Genomic DNA, 16,629 nt, shown 5'->3' with positions numbered 1-16,629 from the left:
CGAGAGGATCAGAAGGCGCGCGTGATCATCGCGCGCTTGACCTCCTGGATGGCCTTCGTGACCTCGATGCCGCGCGGGCAGGCCTCGGTGCAGTTGAAGGTCGTGCGGCAGCGCCACACGCCCTCCTTGTCGTTGAGGATCTCCAGGCGCTGCGAGCCACCCTCGTCACGGCTGTCGAAGATGAAGCGGTGCGCGTTCACGATCGCGGCCGGGCCGAAGTACTGGCCGTCGGTCCAGAAGACCGGGCAGGACGACGTGCACGCGGCGCACAGGATGCACTTGGTGGTGTCGTCGAACTTCGCGCGGTCCTCGGGGGACTGGTAGCGCTCCTTGGAGGGCTCGTTCCCGGTGGTGATGAGGAACGGCATGATCTCGCGGTAGGAGGCGAAGAACGGCTCCATGTCGACCACGAGGTCCTTCACGACGGGCAGGCCCTTGATGGGCTCGACCGTGATCGGCTTGTCGGGGTTGACGTCCTTCAGGAGCGTCTTGCAGGCCAGGCGGTTGCGGCCGTTGATCCGCATCGCGTCCGAGCCGCACACGCCGTGCGCGCAGGAGCGGCGGAACGTGAGCGAGCCGTCCTCGTCCCACTTGATCTTGTGCAGGGCGTCGAGGATGCGGTCGGTGCCGTGCGCCTCGACGGTGAAGTCCTCCCAGGTGGCCTCCTCGGACACCTCGGGGTTGAACCGCCGGATCCGCAGCGTGACCGTGAACGACGGGATCTCGCCCGCGGGGGACGGTGCGGCGGCTTCGAGTGTGGCAGTCATCAGTACTTACGCTCCATCGGCTCGTACCGGGTCTGGACAACGGGCTTGGAGCCCAGGACGACCTTGTAGCCGTCGAACTCCTCGACGTGGTCGAAGTAGCCCTCCACGTGACCCTCGGCCTGGTCGGACGCCGCGGTGGGGCGCCGGTAGGCCATGGTGTGCAGCATGTAGTTGGCGTCGTCGCGGTTGGGGAAGTCCTCACGGTAGTGACCGCCGCGCGACTCCTTGCGGTTGATCGCGGCGACCACGGTGACCTCGGCGATGTCGAGCAGGAAGCCCAGCTCGATGGCCTCCAGGAGGTCCGTGTTGAAGAGCTTGCCCTTGTCCTGGACGGACGCGTTGCGGTAGCGCTTCTGCAGCTCGCGGATGTCGGCCAGGGCCGCGTTCAGCGAGTCGCCCGTGCGGAACACCTGGGCGTTGAGGTCCATGGTCTCCTGCAGCGCCTTGCGGATGTCCGCGATCCGCTCGCCGTCGGGCCGGTTGCGCATCTCGTCGAGCTGCTCCACGACCCGGACCGTCGGGTCCTCCGGCAGCTCGTGGAACGACGCCGTCTTGGCGTACTCCGCGGCGGCGCGGCCGGACCGCTTGCCGAACACGTTGATGTCCAGCAGCGAGTTGGTGCCCAGGCGGTTGGAGCCGTGCACCGACACGCAGGCGACCTCACCGGCGGCGTAGAGGCCCTTGACGACGTTGACGCCGTCGCGGAGCACCTCGCCCTTGATGTTGGTCGGCACGCCGCCCATGGCGTAGTGCGCCGTGGGGTACACGGGGACCGGCTCGGTGTAGGGCTCGATGCCGAGGTAGGTGCGCGCGAACTCGGTGATGTCCGGGAGCTTGGCGTCGATGTGCGCCGGCTCCAGGTGCGTCAGGTCGAGCAGCACGTAGTCCTTGTTCGGCCCGGCGCCCCGGCCCTCGCGGACCTCGTTCGCCATCGACCGGGCCACGATGTCGCGCGGCGCGAGGTCCTTGATGGTGGGGGCGTAGCGCTCCATGAAGCGCTCGCCCTCGGAGTTGCGCAGGATACCGCCCTCGCCGCGGGCCGCCTCCGACAGGAGGATGCCCAGGCCGGCCAGGCCTGTCGGGTGGAACTGGAAGAACTCCATGTCCTCCAGCGGCAGGCCGCGGCGGTACGCCAGGGCCATGCCGTCACCGGTCAGGGTGTGCGCGTTGGAGGTCGTCTTGAAGATCTTCCCGGCACCGCCGGTGGCGAAGATGATCGACTTGGCCTGGAACACGTGGATCTCGCCGGTCGCGAGGTCGTAGGCGACGACGCCGGTGGCGTTGACCTCCTCGCCGTCCGCGATCTCCTCGGTGGTGAGGTCGTGGTCGGTGATGAGGTCCAGCACGTAGAACTCGTTGAAGAACTCGACGTCCTGCTTCACGCAGTTCTGGTAGAGCGTCTGGAGGATCATGTGACCGGTGCGGTCGGCGGCGTAGCACGCGCGGCGCACGGCGGACTGGCCGTGGTCCCGGGTGTGCCCGCCGAACCGGCGCTGGTCGATCTTGCCCTCGGGGGTGCGGTTGAACGGGAGGCCCATCCGCTCCAGGTCGAGGACCGACTCGATGGCTTCCTTCGCGAGGATCTCGGCCGCGTCCTGGTCGACGAGGTAGTCGCCGCCCTTGACGGTGTCGAAGGTGTGCCATTCCCAGTTGTCGTCCTCGACGTTGGCGAGGGCCGCGGCCATGCCGCCCTGGGCGGCACCGGTGTGGGAGCGGGTGGGGTACAGCTTGGAGATCACCGCGGTGCGGGCCTCCTTCGACGACTCCAGGGCGGCTCGCATACCTGCGCCGCCGGCGCCGACGATCACGACGTCGTACTGATGGGTCTGCATCGGGCTCGATGCCTCCTGCTATGAGGTTCGGAGTGTGGGGCTGGGGGTGGTGCCGGTGCTGCGGCGCGCGCTGCTCAGGCCGTGCAGAAGGAGGCGAGCAGCTCTGCGGGAGCGTCCGGCGGGCACGCGTCGAACGTGAAGATGACCAGGGTGCCCAGCACGACCACGACGGTGAACGCCAGGAAGAGCAGGCCCTTGAGGATGCCGCGGGTGACGTCCTTGGTGGCGTAGTCGTTGATGATGGTGCGCACCCCGTTGGTGCCGTGGATCATGGCGAGCCACAGCATCAGCAGGTCCCAGACCTGCCACATCGGGTTGGACCACTTGCCGCCCACGAAGGCGAAGTCGATGGCGTGCACGCCCTCGCCGATCATCAGGTTCACGAAGAGGTGACCGAAGATGAGGACCAGGAGCACCACGCCCGAGGCCCGCATGAAGACCCAGGAGTACAGCTCGTAGTTGCCACGCGTCGTCTTGCGGCGTGCGTACGGCGAGCGCGGGGAGTCGACCTTCGCCACCGCGGCGGTTCCGTGTGCCATCAGTGACCCCCGGTGAAGACGTTGATGAGGTGCCGCGGCAGGAAGCCCGCCATCGTCACGACGAACAGACCGACGACGACCCACAGCATCACCTTCTGGTACTTCGGGCCCTTGGCCCAGAAGTCCACCAGCAGGATGCGGATGCCGTTGAAGGCATGGAAGACGATCGCTGCCACGAGCCCGGCCTCGCCGAGCCCCATGATCGGGGTCTGGTACGTGCCGATCGCTGCGTTGTACGCCTCGGGGGACACGCGCACCAGGGCTGTGTCGAGCACGTGCACGAGCAAGAAGAAGAAGATCAGCACGCCGGTCACGCGGTGCGCGACCCATGACCACATGCCTTCACGGCCGCGGTACAACGTGCCTGCTGGTGCGGTGGGCACTTCGGTAGCCTCCTATGGCTGTCCGGCTGGGGGGTGGCTGGTCCCCACTGTAATGACAACTGGTCGCCTCGATCGCCGCCCGGCAGCCCTCGCGGGCATCAAGACACGGCATTTGTGACTGATCCCACAGGGGAGATGTCGTGGCTTCGGGCACCCGTCAGGTTGCTCGTGCGTTGCTGCCAGGACCTGCCCCTGAGATCAGCCAGGGTTCGCCCGGATTCTGGCGAGTTTTGGCTGCGGGAACACGGTCCGGCTGACATCCTGCGGGGCATGACTTCGGCCGCCGCCCTATCGTCCCCGATCGACGACTTCTTCGCAGTGGTACCAGCCGGCGGGTCCGGCACGCGGCTGTGGCCGCTCTCGCGGGGCGGGGAGCCCAAGTTCCTGCACGACCTCGTGGGATCGGGCCAGTCCCTGCTCCAGGCCACCGAGCGCCGGCTGCGCCCGCTCGCGGGGCCGGACGGCGTCGTGCTGGTCACCGGCGAGCAGCACGTGGACGCGTGCCGCGCCCAGCTCCCGGGCCTGTCCGACGACGCGGTGCTCGCCGAGCCCTCGCCGCGCGAGTCGATGGCGGCGATCGGGCTGGCGGCGGCCGTCCTGGAGAAGCGGCACGGCGACGTGGTGATCGGCTCGTTCGCGGCCGACCACGTGATCCACGGGACGCGCGCGTTCGAGCTGGCGGTCCGCGAGGCCGTGTCCGCCGCGCGCGCCGGCTACGTGACGACCGTGGGCATCGCCGCCTCGCGGCCGTCGACCGCGTTCGGGTACGTGCGCTCGGGCGAGCCGCTCGGCGTCGACGGCGCCCCGCACACGCTGCACGTGCGCGGGTTCACGGAGAAGCCGGACGCCGCCACCGCGCGCGCCTACCTCGCCTCGGGCGAGTACCGCTGGAACGCGGGCATGTTCGTCTCGCTCACGTCCGTGCTGCTGGGGCACCTCGCCGAGCAGCGGCCCGCGCTGCACGACGGCCTGCGCACCGTGGCCGACGCGTGGGACACCCCGCGCCGCGCGGCGGTGCTCGCGGAGGTCTGGCCGGGCCTGGAGAAGATCGCGATCGACCACGCGGTGGCCGAGCCGGTCGCCGAGACGGGCGGGGTCGCCGTCGTGCCGGGCACGTTCGGCTGGGACGACGTCGGCGACTACAACTCGCTCGCCGTGCTGCTGCCGTCCGACGACGACCGCGGCGCCAAGGTGCTCGGCGACCCGAGCGACGTGCTGCGCATCGAGAGCGCGGGCTCCGTGGTGGTCCCGGCGTCGGGCCGGCTCGTGACCGTGCTGGGGCTGGACGACGTCGTCGTCGTGGACACGCCCGACGCACTGCTGGTGACCACGCGCGCCCGGGCGCAGCAGGTCAAGGAGGTGGTGGCCGCGGTACGCGAACGGGGCAGGGAAGACCTGCTCTGAATCAAGGATCTTTCCCCGATGTCTCATAGTTGTCCGTATCGTGGGACGGATGCCGCGCTGTCGTGTCTCGCGAGGCGGACAGCGCTACCGTGAGAGGCGTGAACCCGACCCAGCAGCCCGTCAGTCTTGCCGATTTCGATCAGATCGTTTCGCACGATCAGATGCCGGTCGGGGACGTGCCCGGGGGGAACGCGACGGACGTCGTCGCGGCGCTGGCGGCCCGCGTGAGCGAGCTCGCGGACGGGTTCGACGCCGAGCTGGTCGCGTTCCGCCGGGACGTGCACCGCCACCCGGAGCTCTCCCGCCAGGAGATCCGCACCACCGCGCTGCTGGTCGACCGCCTGCGCGCTGCCGGGCTGGACCCGCGGCCGCTGCCGACGGGCACCGGCCTGGTCTGCGACATCGGCCCCGATCACGGGCCCGCCGGCGAGGGCCGGGTGGGCCTGCGCGCCGACCTCGACGCCCTCCCGCTGCACGAGACGAGCGGCGTGGAGTTCGCCTCGACCCGCCCCGGCGTCGCGCACGCCTGCGGGCACGACGTGCACACGACCGTGGTGCTCGGCGCCGGCCTGGTGCTGGCGCGCCTGCAGGAGGAGGGGCGGCTGCGCCGCGGCGTCCGGCTCTTCTTCCAGCCCGCCGAGGAGGTCTTCCCCGGCGGCGCGGAGGACATCATCAACAAGACGTCCGAGCTCGACGGCGTGGACCGCATGGCCGCGCTGCACTGCGACCCGAAGTTCGACGTCGGCCACGTGGGCACCCGCATCGGCCCCATCACCTCCGCGAGCGACTCGGTCATGGTGACCATCTCGTCGCCCGGCGGCCACACCTCGCGCCCCCACCTCACCGGCGACGTCGTCTTCGCGCTCGGCCAGGTCATCACGCAGACGCCGGCCGTCCTGGGCCGGCGCCTGGACCCGCGCTCGGGCGTGAACCTCACCTGGGGCGCGGTGCAGGCCGGCTCCACGCCGAACGCGATCCCGTCCAGCGGCATCCTGAAGGGCACGCTGCGCTGCCTCGACGTGCGCGCGTGGGAGAAGGCCGGCGAGCTGGTGCGCGAGGCGGTCGAGCAGGTCGTGGCCCCCTACCAGGTGGACATCTCGGTGACCGTGACGCACGGCGTGCCGCCCGTCGAGAACGAGGCCGAGGCGACCGGGGACCTGGAGGCCGCGATCCGCGACGCCGTCGGCCCCGACGCCGTGCAGCTCACCGAGCAGTCCATGGGCGGCGAGGACTTCGCGTGGTACCTGCGCAAGGTCCCGGGCACCATGGCGCGGCTCGGCGTGCGCACGCCGGGTGGCCGCACCTACGACCTGCACCAGGGCGACCTGGTCGTGGACGAGCGGGCGATCGGCGTCGGCGTAAGGACACTCGCGCAGTTCGCCGCCTCCTGAGCGAGAAGTGTTGCTGTCGATGACGCTTCGGTAACGACTTACTCCGGTTACCGTCTCGAAACGCGAAATGCCAGATGCGCTGGCTACCCTCGGTGCGGTATAGGGCCTCAGATCCGTCTGAGACATCGCCCTCTGGATCATCGAAGGAGCACCAGTGAAGAAGGCTGTCTGGCTCACCGCCATTGCGGGAGCAACGGCGCTCGCGCTCTCGGCGTGCGGCGCTGCCCCGGAGGAGTCCACTGGTGGCGAGAGCAACGCCGCCAGTGACTTCAAGCCCTGCATCGTGTCCGACGCCGGCGGGTTCGACGACAAGAGCTTCAACCAGCTCAGCTTCGAGGGCGTCACCGCCGCGGCCGAGGAGCTCGGCACCAAGGCCGTCTCGGTGCAGTCGACCTCCGAGAGCGAGTACAAGGGCAACGTCGAGTCCCTCGTCGCCGAGAACTGCAACGCCATCGTCACCGTGGGCTTCGCGCTGTCGGCGACCACCGTCGAGTCGGCGACCGCGAACCCCGACATCGACTACATCATCATCGACGACGCGGCCGACGCGGACTTCGACGGCAAGGCCGACGCCGACAACATCAAGCCGCTGCTGTACGACACGGCGCAGGGCGCGTTCCTCGCGGGCTACCTCGCCGCGGGCTACTCGGAGGCCGGCAAGGTCGGCACCTTCGGTGGCATGGACTACCCGACCGTGACCATCTTCATGGACGGCTTCAAGCAGGGCATCGACTACTACAACGAGACCAAGGGCGAGGACGTCGAGCTCGTCGGCTGGGACGGCAAGAAGGGCTCGTTCACGGGCGGCTTCGCGGCCGACCCGGCGGCCAAGCAGACCGCGCAGAACGTCCTCGACCAGGGCGTCGACGTGATCCTGCCGGTCGGTGGCCCGATCTACCAGTCCGCCATGGACGCCATCGCCGACTCCGGCGAGGACGTGGCCCTGGTCGGCGTGGACGCCGACTTCTACGAGTCGGACCCGACCACCCAGGACCTGGTCCTCACCTCGATCCTCAAGGGGATGGACGTCTCCACGCAGGAGGCCGTCGTCGCCTCGGGCAACGGCGAGTTCGACCCGACCCCGTACGTGGGTACCCTCGAGAACGGCGGCGTGGACATCGCCCCGCTGCACAACTTCGAGGACAAGGTGGACCCGGCCCTCTGGGAAGAGGTCCAGGCCCTCAAGGAGTCGATCATCGCCGGGGACGTCAAGGTGAAGTCCTACCTGGCCGAGTGACCCGCGGGTCACGGCTGACGGCTGATCGCTCGACGGCTGATCGGTCGACGGCCAAGACTTGACGCAAGATGGTCCCGGGGGGCACGGCACGCGCCGTGCGCCCCGGGACCTGTCATGAGCAGGACCCCTTTCGGGAAGGATTCCTATGCGGCTCGAGCTGCGCGGCATCACCAAGCGCTTCGGCGCGCTCGTCGCGAACGACCACATCGACCTGGTCGTCCAGCCAGGCGAGATCCACTCGCTCCTGGGCGAGAACGGGGCTGGCAAGTCCACCCTGATGAACGTGCTGTACGGCCTGTACGAGGCGGACGAGGGCGAGATCCTCCTGGACGACGTGGTCCAGAACTTCGCCGGACCGGGCGATGCCATGGCCGCCGGCATCGGCATGGTGCACCAGCACTTCATGCTGGTGCCCGTCTTCACCGTGGCGGAGAACGTCATGCTCGGCCACGAGCAGACCCGCGGCGGCGGACGTCTCGACCTGGAGGCGGCGCGCGTCCAGGTGAAGGAGATCTCCGCGCGGTTCGGCTTCCACGTGGACCCCGACGCGCTGGTCGAGGACCTGCCCGTGGGCGTCCAGCAGCGCGTCGAGATCATCAAGGCGCTCTCGCGGAACGCGGACGTGCTGGTCTTCGACGAGCCGACGGCGGTGCTCACCCCGCAGGAGACCGACGAGCTGATGGCGATCATGCGCCAGCTGCGCGACGAGGGCTCCGCGATCGTGTTCATCACCCACAAGCTGCGCGAGGTCCGCGCCGTGGCCGACCGGATCACGGTGATCCGGCACGGCAAGGTGGTCGGCGAGGCCGACCCCACGGCGTCCGACGCCGAGCTCGCCTCCCTGATGGTGGGCCGCGCCGTCGAGCTGACCGTGCAGAAGGACGAGCCCACGCTGCGGGACAACGGGCTGAAGGTCACCGACCTGGTGGTCACCAGCGAGTCCGGCACCGTGGTGGTCGACGACGTCAGCTTCGAGGTGCGCGGCGGCGAGGTGCTCGTGGTCGCCGGTGTCCAGGGCAACGGCCAGACCGAGCTCACCGAGGCCCTGATCGGCCTGCAGGGCGACGTGTCCGGCAGCATCGCGCTGGACGGCAAGGAGCTGGTGGGCCGCTCGGTGCGCCGGATCCTCGACGAGGGCGTGGGCTTCGTGCCCGAGGACCGCACGCTCGACGGCCTGATCGGCGAGTTCACCATCGCCGAGAACCTCATGCTCGACCGCACCGACGGCCCGCCGTTCGTGAAGGCGGGCGCGCTGCAGCTGGCGCACCGCGACCGGTTCGCCGACGAGAAGGTCGCGGAGTTCGACGTCCGTACGCAGTCCATCACCACGCCGGTGGGCCGCCTGTCGGGCGGCAACCAGCAGAAGGTGGTGCTCGCCCGCGAGCTGTCGCGTGACCTGCGCCTGTTCGTCGCGGCGCAGCCGACGCGCGGCGTGGACGTGGGCTCGATCGAGTTCATCCACAAGCGGATCGTCGCCACGCGCGACGCCGGGGTGCCGGTCGTGGTGGTCTCCACCGAGCTGGACGAGGCGGTGGCCCTGGCCGACCGCATCATGGTGATGTACCGCGGCAAGGTCGTGGGCATCGTGCCCGCGGACACCCCGCGTGACGTGCTGGGCCTGATGATGGCGGGGATCTCGCCGGAGGACGCGAAGGGAGAGGTCGCGTGAGCGCGCCCGAATCGAGCCCGGGGAACAACCCCGAGCAGGAGCCGGGCCTCGACCCCGGCACCGCCGAGGAGCTGGAGCAGGAGCGGGCCCGCGAGCTCGGCGGCCCGGCCGGCGAGGACCTGCCCGACACGGAGAGCCGCCTGGCCAAGGCGCTGCAGCAGACGATGACGAGCCCGTGGACCGTGTCCGTGGGCGCCGTCCTGCTCGCCGTGCTGGCGGGCTCCATCATGATCGTCTTCACCGACGAGGAGGTGAAGGCAGCCGCGGTGTACTTCTTCGCGCGGCCCGTCGACACCTTCGTCGCGATCGGGCAGGCGGTCGGCGGCGCGTACTCCGCGCTGTTCCGCGGCTCCGTGGTCAACCTGCAGGCGCCGGACTTCGTCACCGCGATCCGGCCGCTCACGGAAACCCTCAGCTACGCGACCCCGCTCATCGCGGCGGGCCTCGGCGTGGCGCTGGCGTTCCGGGCCGGCCTGTTCAACATCGGTGGCCAGGGGCAGATGCTCGTGGCCGCGGCCGCGGCCGGCTGGGTCGGTTTCGGCGTCAGCGGGGTGCCGTTCCCGCTGCACCTGCTGCTGGCCATCGTGGCCGGCATCGCGGCGGGCGCGGTGTGGGCCGGGATCGCGGGCGTGCTCAAGGCCCGCACCGGGGCGCACGAGGTGATCGTCACGATCATGCTCAACTACGTCGCGTTCTACCTGATCTCCTACTTCCTGGCGACGCCGGGGCTGCTGCAGGCGCCCGGCTCGTCCAACCCGAAGACGCCGCCGACGCCCGAGTCGGCGCAGCTCCCGACGCTGCTGGGCGACCGGTTCAACCTGACCTGGGGCTTCGTCCTGGCGCTGCTGGCCGTCGTCGGCGTGTGGTGGCTGCTCAACCGCTCGTCCACCGGCTTCGCGTTCCGCGCCGTCGGCGAGAACCCGCGCGCCGCGCGGGTGGCCGGCATCGACACCGGGCGCGCCACCATCAACGTGATGCTCGTGGCCGGTGGCCTGGTCGGCCTCGCCGGCGCCTCGCAGGTGCTGGGCGGCGTCACCACCGGGTTCAGCTCCGACATCGACGCCGGCATCGGGTTCGACGCCATCACCGTCGCCCTGCTCGGCGGGTCCAACCCGTGGGGCGTGCTCGCGGCCGGCATCCTGTTCGGCGCGTTCAAGGCGGGCGGCACCACCATGCAGGCCGCCGAGGGCGTCCCGAGCGACATCGTGCTCGTGGTGCAGTCGCTCATCGTGCTGTTCATCGCCGCGCCGCCGCTGGTGCGCGCGATCTTCCGGCTGCCGGACCCCAACCGGCGTCGGGCACCGAAGAAGCCCAAGGCGGCCCGGAACCAGAAGGAGGCAGCCGCGTGAGCGCCGACCCCACCACCCAGCTCGACGCGCCGCTGTCGGAGACCACGCGCACCGTCACGGTCGTGTCGTGGAAGACGGCGGGCGTGCTGCTCACCGTGACCGTCCTGTACGCGCTGCTGCTCGTCGCGGTGCCGCACGCGGGCGACACCCGGTTCCTGCTCTCGCAGCGCGGGGACTTCTTCCAGATCCCGGTGATCGTGCTGCCCGCCGCGGTGTTCGCGTGGGTGTGCGGCGCGGTCATGCTCGCCGTGACGGCCGTGGCCTTCGTGCTCACCGCGCGCGGGCGCCGTACGTCGGTCTGGCTCGTCGTGCTCTTCTCCCTGGCCGGCCTGCTCGGCTTCCTGGCCTGGGCCGGCGCGGGCAGCCCTCGCGACCTGTCGATCGTGGGCCTGCTCGGCGGCGCCGTGCTGTGGTCCGTGCCGTTCGTCTACGGCGCCCTCGGCGGCGTGATCGGCGAGCGCGCGGGCGTGGTGAACATCGCGATCGAGGCGCAGCTGCTCGGCGCGGCGTTCACTGCGGCGATCGTCTCGTCGATCACCAACAGCGCGGTGGCCGGCCTGGTCGCGGCCGTGGCCGCGGGCGCCCTGGTGGCGCTCGTGCTCGGCGTGTTCGCCATCACCTACCACGTGAACCAGGTGATCGTCGGTGTGGTGCTCAACGTGCTCGTCGTCGGGCTGACCAGCTTCCTGTACTCGCAGGTGCTCGTGCCCAGCGCGGAGACGCTGAACTCGACCACGCGGTTCCAGTCGATCCCGATCCCGGTGCTGTCGGACATCCCGGTGCTCGGCCCGGTCCTGTTCGACCAGCCGCTGCTCATCTACCTGATGTTCATCGCCGTGCCGACCGTCTGGTACACCCTGAACCGCACCCGCTGGGGCCTGCGCCTGCGGGCCGTGGGCGAGCACCCGAAGGCGGCGGACACCGTCGGCATCGACGTGGTCCGCACCCGGTACAACGCGGTGCTCGTCGCCGGTGCCGTCGCGGGCCTGGGCGGCGCGTTCTACACCACGGTCCAGCTCAGCCAGTTCGGCGAGAACATGACCGGCGGCGCCGGCTACATCGCCCTCGCGGCGGTCATCTTCGGCAAGTGGGACCCGGTGCGCGCGGCGTTCGCGGGCCTGCTGTTCGGCTTCGCGTCGAACCTGCAGAACGTGCTCTCCGTGGTCGGCTCCCCGGTGCCGAGCCAGTTCATGCTGATGATCCCGTACGTGGTCACCCTGCTCGCCGTGGCCGGCCTGGTGGGGCGCTCGCGCCCGCCGGCCGCGTCGGGCGAGCCGTACATCAAGGGGTGAGGATGGTGGACGTGAACTCCGTCGATCCCGCGCGCCCCGACACCGACGTGGACTGGGCCGGCCTGCGGGCCGCGGCCCGCGAGGCGGTCGAGCACGCCTATGCGCCGTACTCCGACTTCAAGGTGGGCGCCGCGGCCTTCGCCGCCGACGGCCGCCTGCTCACGGGCGCCAACATCGAGAACGCGGCGTACGGGGTCACCCTGTGCGCGGAGTGCTCGCTGGTCAGCGCCCTGATCATGTCGGGCGGCGGCCGGCTGGCCGCGTTCACCTGCGTGAACTCGCTCGGCGAGACGATCATGCCCTGCGGCCGGTGCCGCCAGCTCCTGTGGGAGCACGGCGGCGCCGAGCTGCTGGTGGACACCCCGCTGGGCATCCAGCCGATGACGGAAGTACTGCCCCAGGCCTTCGGGCCGGGCGACCTGGACCATGTGCGGGAGGCAGCACGATGACCGAACCCTTCGACGCGGTAGACCTGATCCGGGTCAAGCGCGACAGCGAGTCCCTCACCGACGAGCAGGTCGACTGGCTGGTCGACGCCTACACCCGTGGTGTCGTGGCCGACGAGCAGATGTCCGCGCTGACCATGGCGATCCTGCTCAACGGGATGACCCGCCAGGAGATCTCCCGGTGGACCGCCGCGATGATCCGGACCGGCGAGCGCATGTCGTTCTCCGCGCTCTCGCGGCCGACGGCGGACAAGCACTCCACCGGCGGCGTGGGCGACAAGATCACGCTGCCGCTCGCGCCGCTGGTCGCGGTGTTCGACGTGGCCGTGCCGCAGCTCTCGGGCCGCGGCCTGGGCCACACGGGCGGCACGCTCGACAAGCTGGAGGCCATCCCGGGCTGGCGGGCCGCGCTGAGCAACGCCGAGATGATGGCGCAGCTCGAGGACGTGGGCGCCGTCATCTGCGCGGCGGGCTCCGGGCTGGCCCCCGCCGACCGCAAGCTGTACGCGCTGCGCGACGTCACGGCCACCGTCGAGGCGATCCCGCTCATCGCGAGCTCGATCATGTCGAAGAAGATCGCCGAGGGCACCGGCGCGCTGGTGCTCGACGTCAAGGTCGGCTCGGGCGCCTTCATGAAGACCCTGGACGACGCGCGCGAGCTCGCGCGCACCATGGTCGACCTCGGGACCGACGCCGGGGTGCGCACCGTCGCCCTCGTCACGGACATGTCCGTGCCCCTGGGCCGCACCGCGGGCAACGCGCTCGAGGTCCGCGAGTCGCTGGAGGTGCTGGCCGGCGGCGGCCCGGCCGACGTCGTCGACCTGACCGTCGCGCTCGCCGTGGAGATGCTCGCCGCGGCGGACCGGCCCCGGTCGGAGGACGACGTGCGGGCCGCGCTGGCCGACGGCCGCGCCATGGACAGGTGGCGGGCCATGATCGCCGCGCAGGGCGGTGACGTGGACGCGCCGCTGCCGGTCGCCAAGGAGACCGAGACGGTCGTGGCCACCGAGTCCGGCGTGCTCACCTCGCTCGACGCGTACGCCGTGGGCGTGGCGGTCCGGCGGCTGGGCGCGGGCCGGGCCCGCAAGGAGGACGCGGTCCAGGCCGCGGCCGGCATCGAGATCCACGTGAAGCCGGGCGAGCAGGTCTCCGCCGGGCAGCCCCTGATGACGCTGCACACCGACACCCCGGAGCGGTTCGCGCGGGCCCGCGCGGCCCTCGACGGCGGCTGGTCGGTGGACCCCGCGGGCGACGGCGTGCTGGGTGGGGCGCTCTCGGGCGCCGCCGGTGCGCTGGCGAGCATGGACCTCGGTGCGGGAGCCCTCGTCGGCGCCGCCCTGGCGGCCGAGGGATCGGTGGTGCTGGACCGCATCGTCTGAGGTGGGAGGTAGTTTTCACCCACCGGAAGCGGGCTGGCACCGTTCTTCAGCGTGGCGGACCGGCGAGTCGCGTGACGTCGGCTTAGCCTGACGAACGTGCAGTCGACATTGCGCCTTTCGTCCCTGCTCGGTGCGATGCGTGCATTCGCCGGGCCCGTTCCTGACGTGCCGCCGTCGGGCCGCTTCGAGCGCCCGGTGATCCCGGACGACGTCGAACGCCGGCTGGAGTCGGCGGCGTCGCGCGCCGCGCGGTCCGTGCTGGACCCGCTGGCGCGCGAGCGCGGCACCGGCACGGTCGGCTTCCCGCGGCGGCTGAACCTGCCCTCGCTCGACGGCACCGCCGCCGCGGCGGTGCAGGTGGACGAGACCACGTGCGGTTCGGCCGTGCTGGCGATGCTCGGGCTGGCCGGGGACCCCCGGGCGGCGCTGCGGCTCGCGGCGGACGACCCGGCGGCGCGGTTCGCGCGGCTCCAGCACGCGATCCAGGCGGCCACGAACCGGCACGGGCTGGTCGTGGCGGGCTGGCCGCGCACCTACGGCACGCCCCCGTGGGGCGCCGCGCGGTTCGCGAGCTACGGCGGGGTGCGCTACACCCACCGCGTCGGCGGCTCCCGAGCCCTGCTGGAGGCGGCGGTCGCCGCCGCCCGCGCGGGGATCCCGGTGCCGCTGTACACCGGCGGCGACGTCGCGGGCGGCTGGGAGACCGCCGTCCCGCGCCACGTGGTGCTGCTCACCCTGGCCGACGGCGAGGGTGACGAGGGCAACGCCGTCCTCTACGAGCCGTCCGGGGCGGGCCTGCACACCGTCCCCGTCTCCGCGCTGCTCGACCCGCCGTCCTTCCCGGCCGCGGACGGCGAGGTGCAGCAGACCGCGGTCGACCGCACCGCCGCGCGCGTGCGCAAGGCGCTGACCGCCGGGCTCGGCGGCTGGCCGCACGTGGCCTGGGTGGTGCTGCCCGAACGGGTGGGGCGGTGGCAGACCGGCGACGCCGGGGCGACGATGGAAGCCCACTGACGGGACGGTAGGTTGTCAGCATGACCACGCAAGACCCCGGGGCCCGCCCCGGCGAGGCGCTCCTCCGCGCCCTGCCCAAGGTACTGCTCCACGACCACCTCGACGGCGGCCTGCGACCGCAGACCGTCCTCGAGCTAGCCGACGCCGCCGGGCACGAGCTGCCCGCCGGCGACGCCGACTCGCTGGCCGCCTGGTTCCGCGACGCGGCCGACTCCGGCTCGCTCGTGCGGTACATCGAGACGTTCGAGCACACCATCGCCGTCATGCAGACGGCCGACAACCTGGCCCGCGTCGCCCGCGAGGCGGTGCTCGACCTCGCCGCCGACGGCGTCGTCTACGCGGAGCAGCGCTGGGCGCCGGAGCAGCACCTGGCCGGCGGCCTGTCGCTCGGTGCGGCGGTCGAGGCCGTCCAGGCCGGGATCGACGACGGCATCGCGGCCGCTGCGGCCGAGGGCCACATCATCCGGGTGGGCCAGATCGTCGGCGCGATGCGGCAGGCGGACCGCTGGCACGAGATCGCCGACCTCGCCGTCACCTACCGCGACCGGGGCGTCGTCGGGTTCGACATCGCCGGGCCGGAGGACGGGTTCCTGCCGTCGCGGCACCTCGGCATCTGGCGCTTCCTCGCCGAGCACGACGTGCCCGTGACCATCCACGCCGGCGAGGCCGCCGGCCTCGACTCCATCGGGCAGGCCGTGCACCTCGGGCAGGCCGACCGCCTGGGCCACGGCGCGCGGATCATCGACGACATCGCGTTCGCCACCGACGGCGACCAGGCCGCGGACCTCGGCCGCCTGGCGCACTGGGTGCGCGACCACCAGATCCCGCTCGAGCTGTGCCCCGTGTCGAACCTCCAGACGGGCGTCGCCGGCTCGATCGCGGCGCACCCGATCACCCGCCTCAAGGAGCTGGACTTCGCCGTCACGCTCAACACGGACAACCGCCTCATGTCCCGCACCTCGATGACCCACGAGATGAAGCTCCTCGTCGACGAGGCCGGCTGGACGGTCGACGACCTGGCGGACGTGACCGTCACCGCCGCCTGGGGCGCGTTCATCCACCACGACGAGCGTCGCGACCTCGTGGACCAGGTCATCCTCCCCGGATTTCAGAAAGTAGAAGGTGCCCTCGTATGACCGCATCGACCCCCGCGCCGCACATCCTCGTGCCGCGTGACAAGGCGGCCCTCGCCGCGTTCGTGGACCACACGCTGCTCAAGCCGGAGGCCACGGCCGCCGACGTCGCGGCCCTCGTCGAGGAGGGCGCCGAGCTCGGCGTCTACTCGGTGTGCGTCTCGCCCTCGTTCGTCTCGCTCGCGGTGGAGGTCGCCGCCGGGCGGCTCGCCGTCGCCACGGTCTGCGGGTTCCCGTCGGGCAAGCACATGAGCGACGTCAAGGCGTTCGAGGCCGCCCGTTCCGTCGCCGACGACGCCGACGAGGTCGACATGGTGATCGACGTCGGCACCGCCCGCGCCGGCCGGTTCGACGTCGTCGAGGCCGACATCGCCGCCGTCCGCGGCGCCGTCCAGCCCGGCCGCGTGCTCAAGGTGATCATCGAGTCCGCCGCGCTCACGGACGAGCAGATCGTCGGCGCCTGCAAGGCGGCCGAGGCCGCCGGAGCCGACTTCGTCAAGACGTCCACGGGCTTCCACCCGGCCGGCGGTGCCTCCGTGCACGCCGTCTCGCTCATGGCCCGCACCGTCGGTGCGGTGGGCGGCGGCAGCCTCGGGGTCAAGGCCTCCGGCGGCATCCGGGACCTGGAGACGGCACTCGCGATGATCGAGGCCGGCGCCACCCGCCTGGGGCTGTCGGGCACGGCCTCGGTCCTGGCGGGCTTCGACCAGGACGCCCCGGCGCCGGCGTCGACCGACACCTACTGACGCACCCGGGCCCCGCTGGTCGAGCTTGTCGAGACCCAGGTCTCGACA

At 71.4% G+C, this 16,629-nt stretch carries 15 protein-coding genes; 11 read left to right on the top strand and 4 right to left on the bottom strand.

Annotation, left to right across the window (positions count from 1 at the left end; all coding sequences use genetic code 11):
• Positions 1 to 8: 8 nt before the first annotated feature.
• The 4 genes from ACFU5G_RS11430 to sdhC all read right to left on the bottom strand — a co-directional run bounded on the left by ACFU5G_RS11430 (position 9) and on the right by sdhC (position 3,521).
• Positions 9 to 767, bottom strand: coding sequence for a succinate dehydrogenase iron-sulfur subunit (locus tag ACFU5G_RS11430; protein ID WP_377243921.1), 759 nt, complete (start codon positions 765 to 767; stop codon positions 9 to 11).
• Positions 767 to 2,599, bottom strand: a complete 1,833-nt coding sequence (sdhA, locus tag ACFU5G_RS11425; RefSeq protein ID WP_377243919.1) for a succinate dehydrogenase flavoprotein subunit — start codon at positions 2,597 to 2,599, stop codon at positions 767 to 769. The genes ACFU5G_RS11430 and sdhA overlap by 1 nt, the downstream gene beginning before the upstream one ends.
• A 74-nt stretch (positions 2,600 to 2,673) precedes the next feature.
• Positions 2,674 to 3,138: a succinate dehydrogenase hydrophobic membrane anchor subunit gene (locus tag ACFU5G_RS11420; RefSeq protein WP_377243916.1), complete on the bottom strand. Its 465-nt coding sequence runs from the start codon at positions 3,136 to 3,138 to the stop codon at positions 2,674 to 2,676.
• Positions 3,138 to 3,521 (bottom strand): succinate dehydrogenase, cytochrome b556 subunit, encoded by a 384-nt coding sequence (gene sdhC / locus ACFU5G_RS11415; protein ID WP_084467637.1) that lies wholly within the window; start codon positions 3,519 to 3,521, stop codon positions 3,138 to 3,140. Before sdhC ends, ACFU5G_RS11420 begins: the two co-directional genes overlap by 1 nt.
• A 270-nt stretch (positions 3,522 to 3,791) precedes the next feature.
• On the opposite strand from sdhC, the gene ACFU5G_RS11410 reads away from it, so the two are divergent.
• The 11 genes from ACFU5G_RS11410 (at position 3,792) to deoC (ending at position 16,581) form a co-directional block, all read left to right on the top strand.
• Entirely contained in the window at positions 3,792 to 4,925 is a 1,134-nt protein-coding gene (locus ACFU5G_RS11410) for a mannose-1-phosphate guanylyltransferase (protein ID WP_377243913.1), read from the top strand.
• A 161-nt stretch (positions 4,926 to 5,086) separates the two neighbouring features.
• Entirely contained in the window at positions 5,087 to 6,316 is a 1,230-nt protein-coding gene (locus ACFU5G_RS11405) for an amidohydrolase (RefSeq protein ID WP_377243910.1), read from the top strand.
• Positions 6,317 to 6,470: 154 nt separating this feature from the next.
• Complete coding sequence (locus ACFU5G_RS11400) at positions 6,471 to 7,553, top strand: BMP family protein (RefSeq protein ID WP_377243907.1); 1,083 nt, start codon at positions 6,471 to 6,473, stop codon at positions 7,551 to 7,553.
• A 145-nt stretch (positions 7,554 to 7,698) separates the two neighbouring features.
• The gene (locus ACFU5G_RS11395) at positions 7,699 to 9,222 is read left to right on the top strand and encodes an ABC transporter ATP-binding protein (protein WP_377243904.1); all 1,524 of its coding nucleotides are present in this window, start codon (positions 7,699 to 7,701) and stop codon (positions 9,220 to 9,222) included.
• On the top strand, positions 9,219 to 10,571 hold the full coding sequence (locus ACFU5G_RS11390) for an ABC transporter permease (RefSeq protein ID WP_377243901.1): 1,353 nt from the start codon (positions 9,219 to 9,221) through the stop codon (positions 10,569 to 10,571). Before ACFU5G_RS11395 ends, ACFU5G_RS11390 begins: the two co-directional genes overlap by 4 nt.
• Positions 10,568 to 11,863 (top strand): ABC transporter permease, encoded by a 1,296-nt coding sequence (locus ACFU5G_RS11385; protein WP_377243898.1) that lies wholly within the window; start codon positions 10,568 to 10,570, stop codon positions 11,861 to 11,863. Before ACFU5G_RS11390 ends, ACFU5G_RS11385 begins: the two co-directional genes overlap by 4 nt.
• Before the next feature lie 2 nt (positions 11,864 to 11,865).
• A complete protein-coding gene (locus ACFU5G_RS11380; protein ID WP_377243895.1) occupies positions 11,866 to 12,312 on the top strand; it encodes a cytidine deaminase in 447 nt (148 codons plus the stop codon).
• Positions 12,309 to 13,688: a thymidine phosphorylase gene (locus ACFU5G_RS11375; protein ID WP_377243892.1), complete on the top strand. Its 1,380-nt coding sequence runs from the start codon at positions 12,309 to 12,311 to the stop codon at positions 13,686 to 13,688. The genes ACFU5G_RS11380 and ACFU5G_RS11375 overlap by 4 nt, the downstream gene beginning before the upstream one ends.
• A 96-nt stretch (positions 13,689 to 13,784) precedes the next feature.
• Positions 13,785 to 14,702 carry a hypothetical protein gene (locus tag ACFU5G_RS11370; protein ID WP_377243889.1) on the top strand — a complete coding sequence of 306 codons (918 nt, stop codon included), beginning with the start codon at positions 13,785 to 13,787 and terminating at the stop codon, positions 14,700 to 14,702.
• 20 nt (positions 14,703 to 14,722) lie between these two features.
• On the top strand, positions 14,723 to 15,838 hold the full coding sequence (locus ACFU5G_RS11365) for an adenosine deaminase (protein ID WP_377243886.1): 1,116 nt from the start codon (positions 14,723 to 14,725) through the stop codon (positions 15,836 to 15,838).
• Complete coding sequence (gene deoC, locus ACFU5G_RS11360; protein WP_121385507.1) at positions 15,835 to 16,581, top strand: deoxyribose-phosphate aldolase; 747 nt, start codon at positions 15,835 to 15,837, stop codon at positions 16,579 to 16,581. Before ACFU5G_RS11365 ends, deoC begins: the two co-directional genes overlap by 4 nt.
• Positions 16,582 to 16,629 lie beyond the last annotated feature (48 nt).

The sequence above is a fragment of the Promicromonospora sp. NPDC057488 genome (assembly GCF_042802395.1).
Taxonomy (GTDB): domain Bacteria; phylum Actinomycetota; class Actinomycetes; order Actinomycetales; family Cellulomonadaceae; genus Promicromonospora.
Note: the sequence above shows the minus strand (reverse complement) of the source record. Positions and strands in the feature narration are given on the sequence as shown.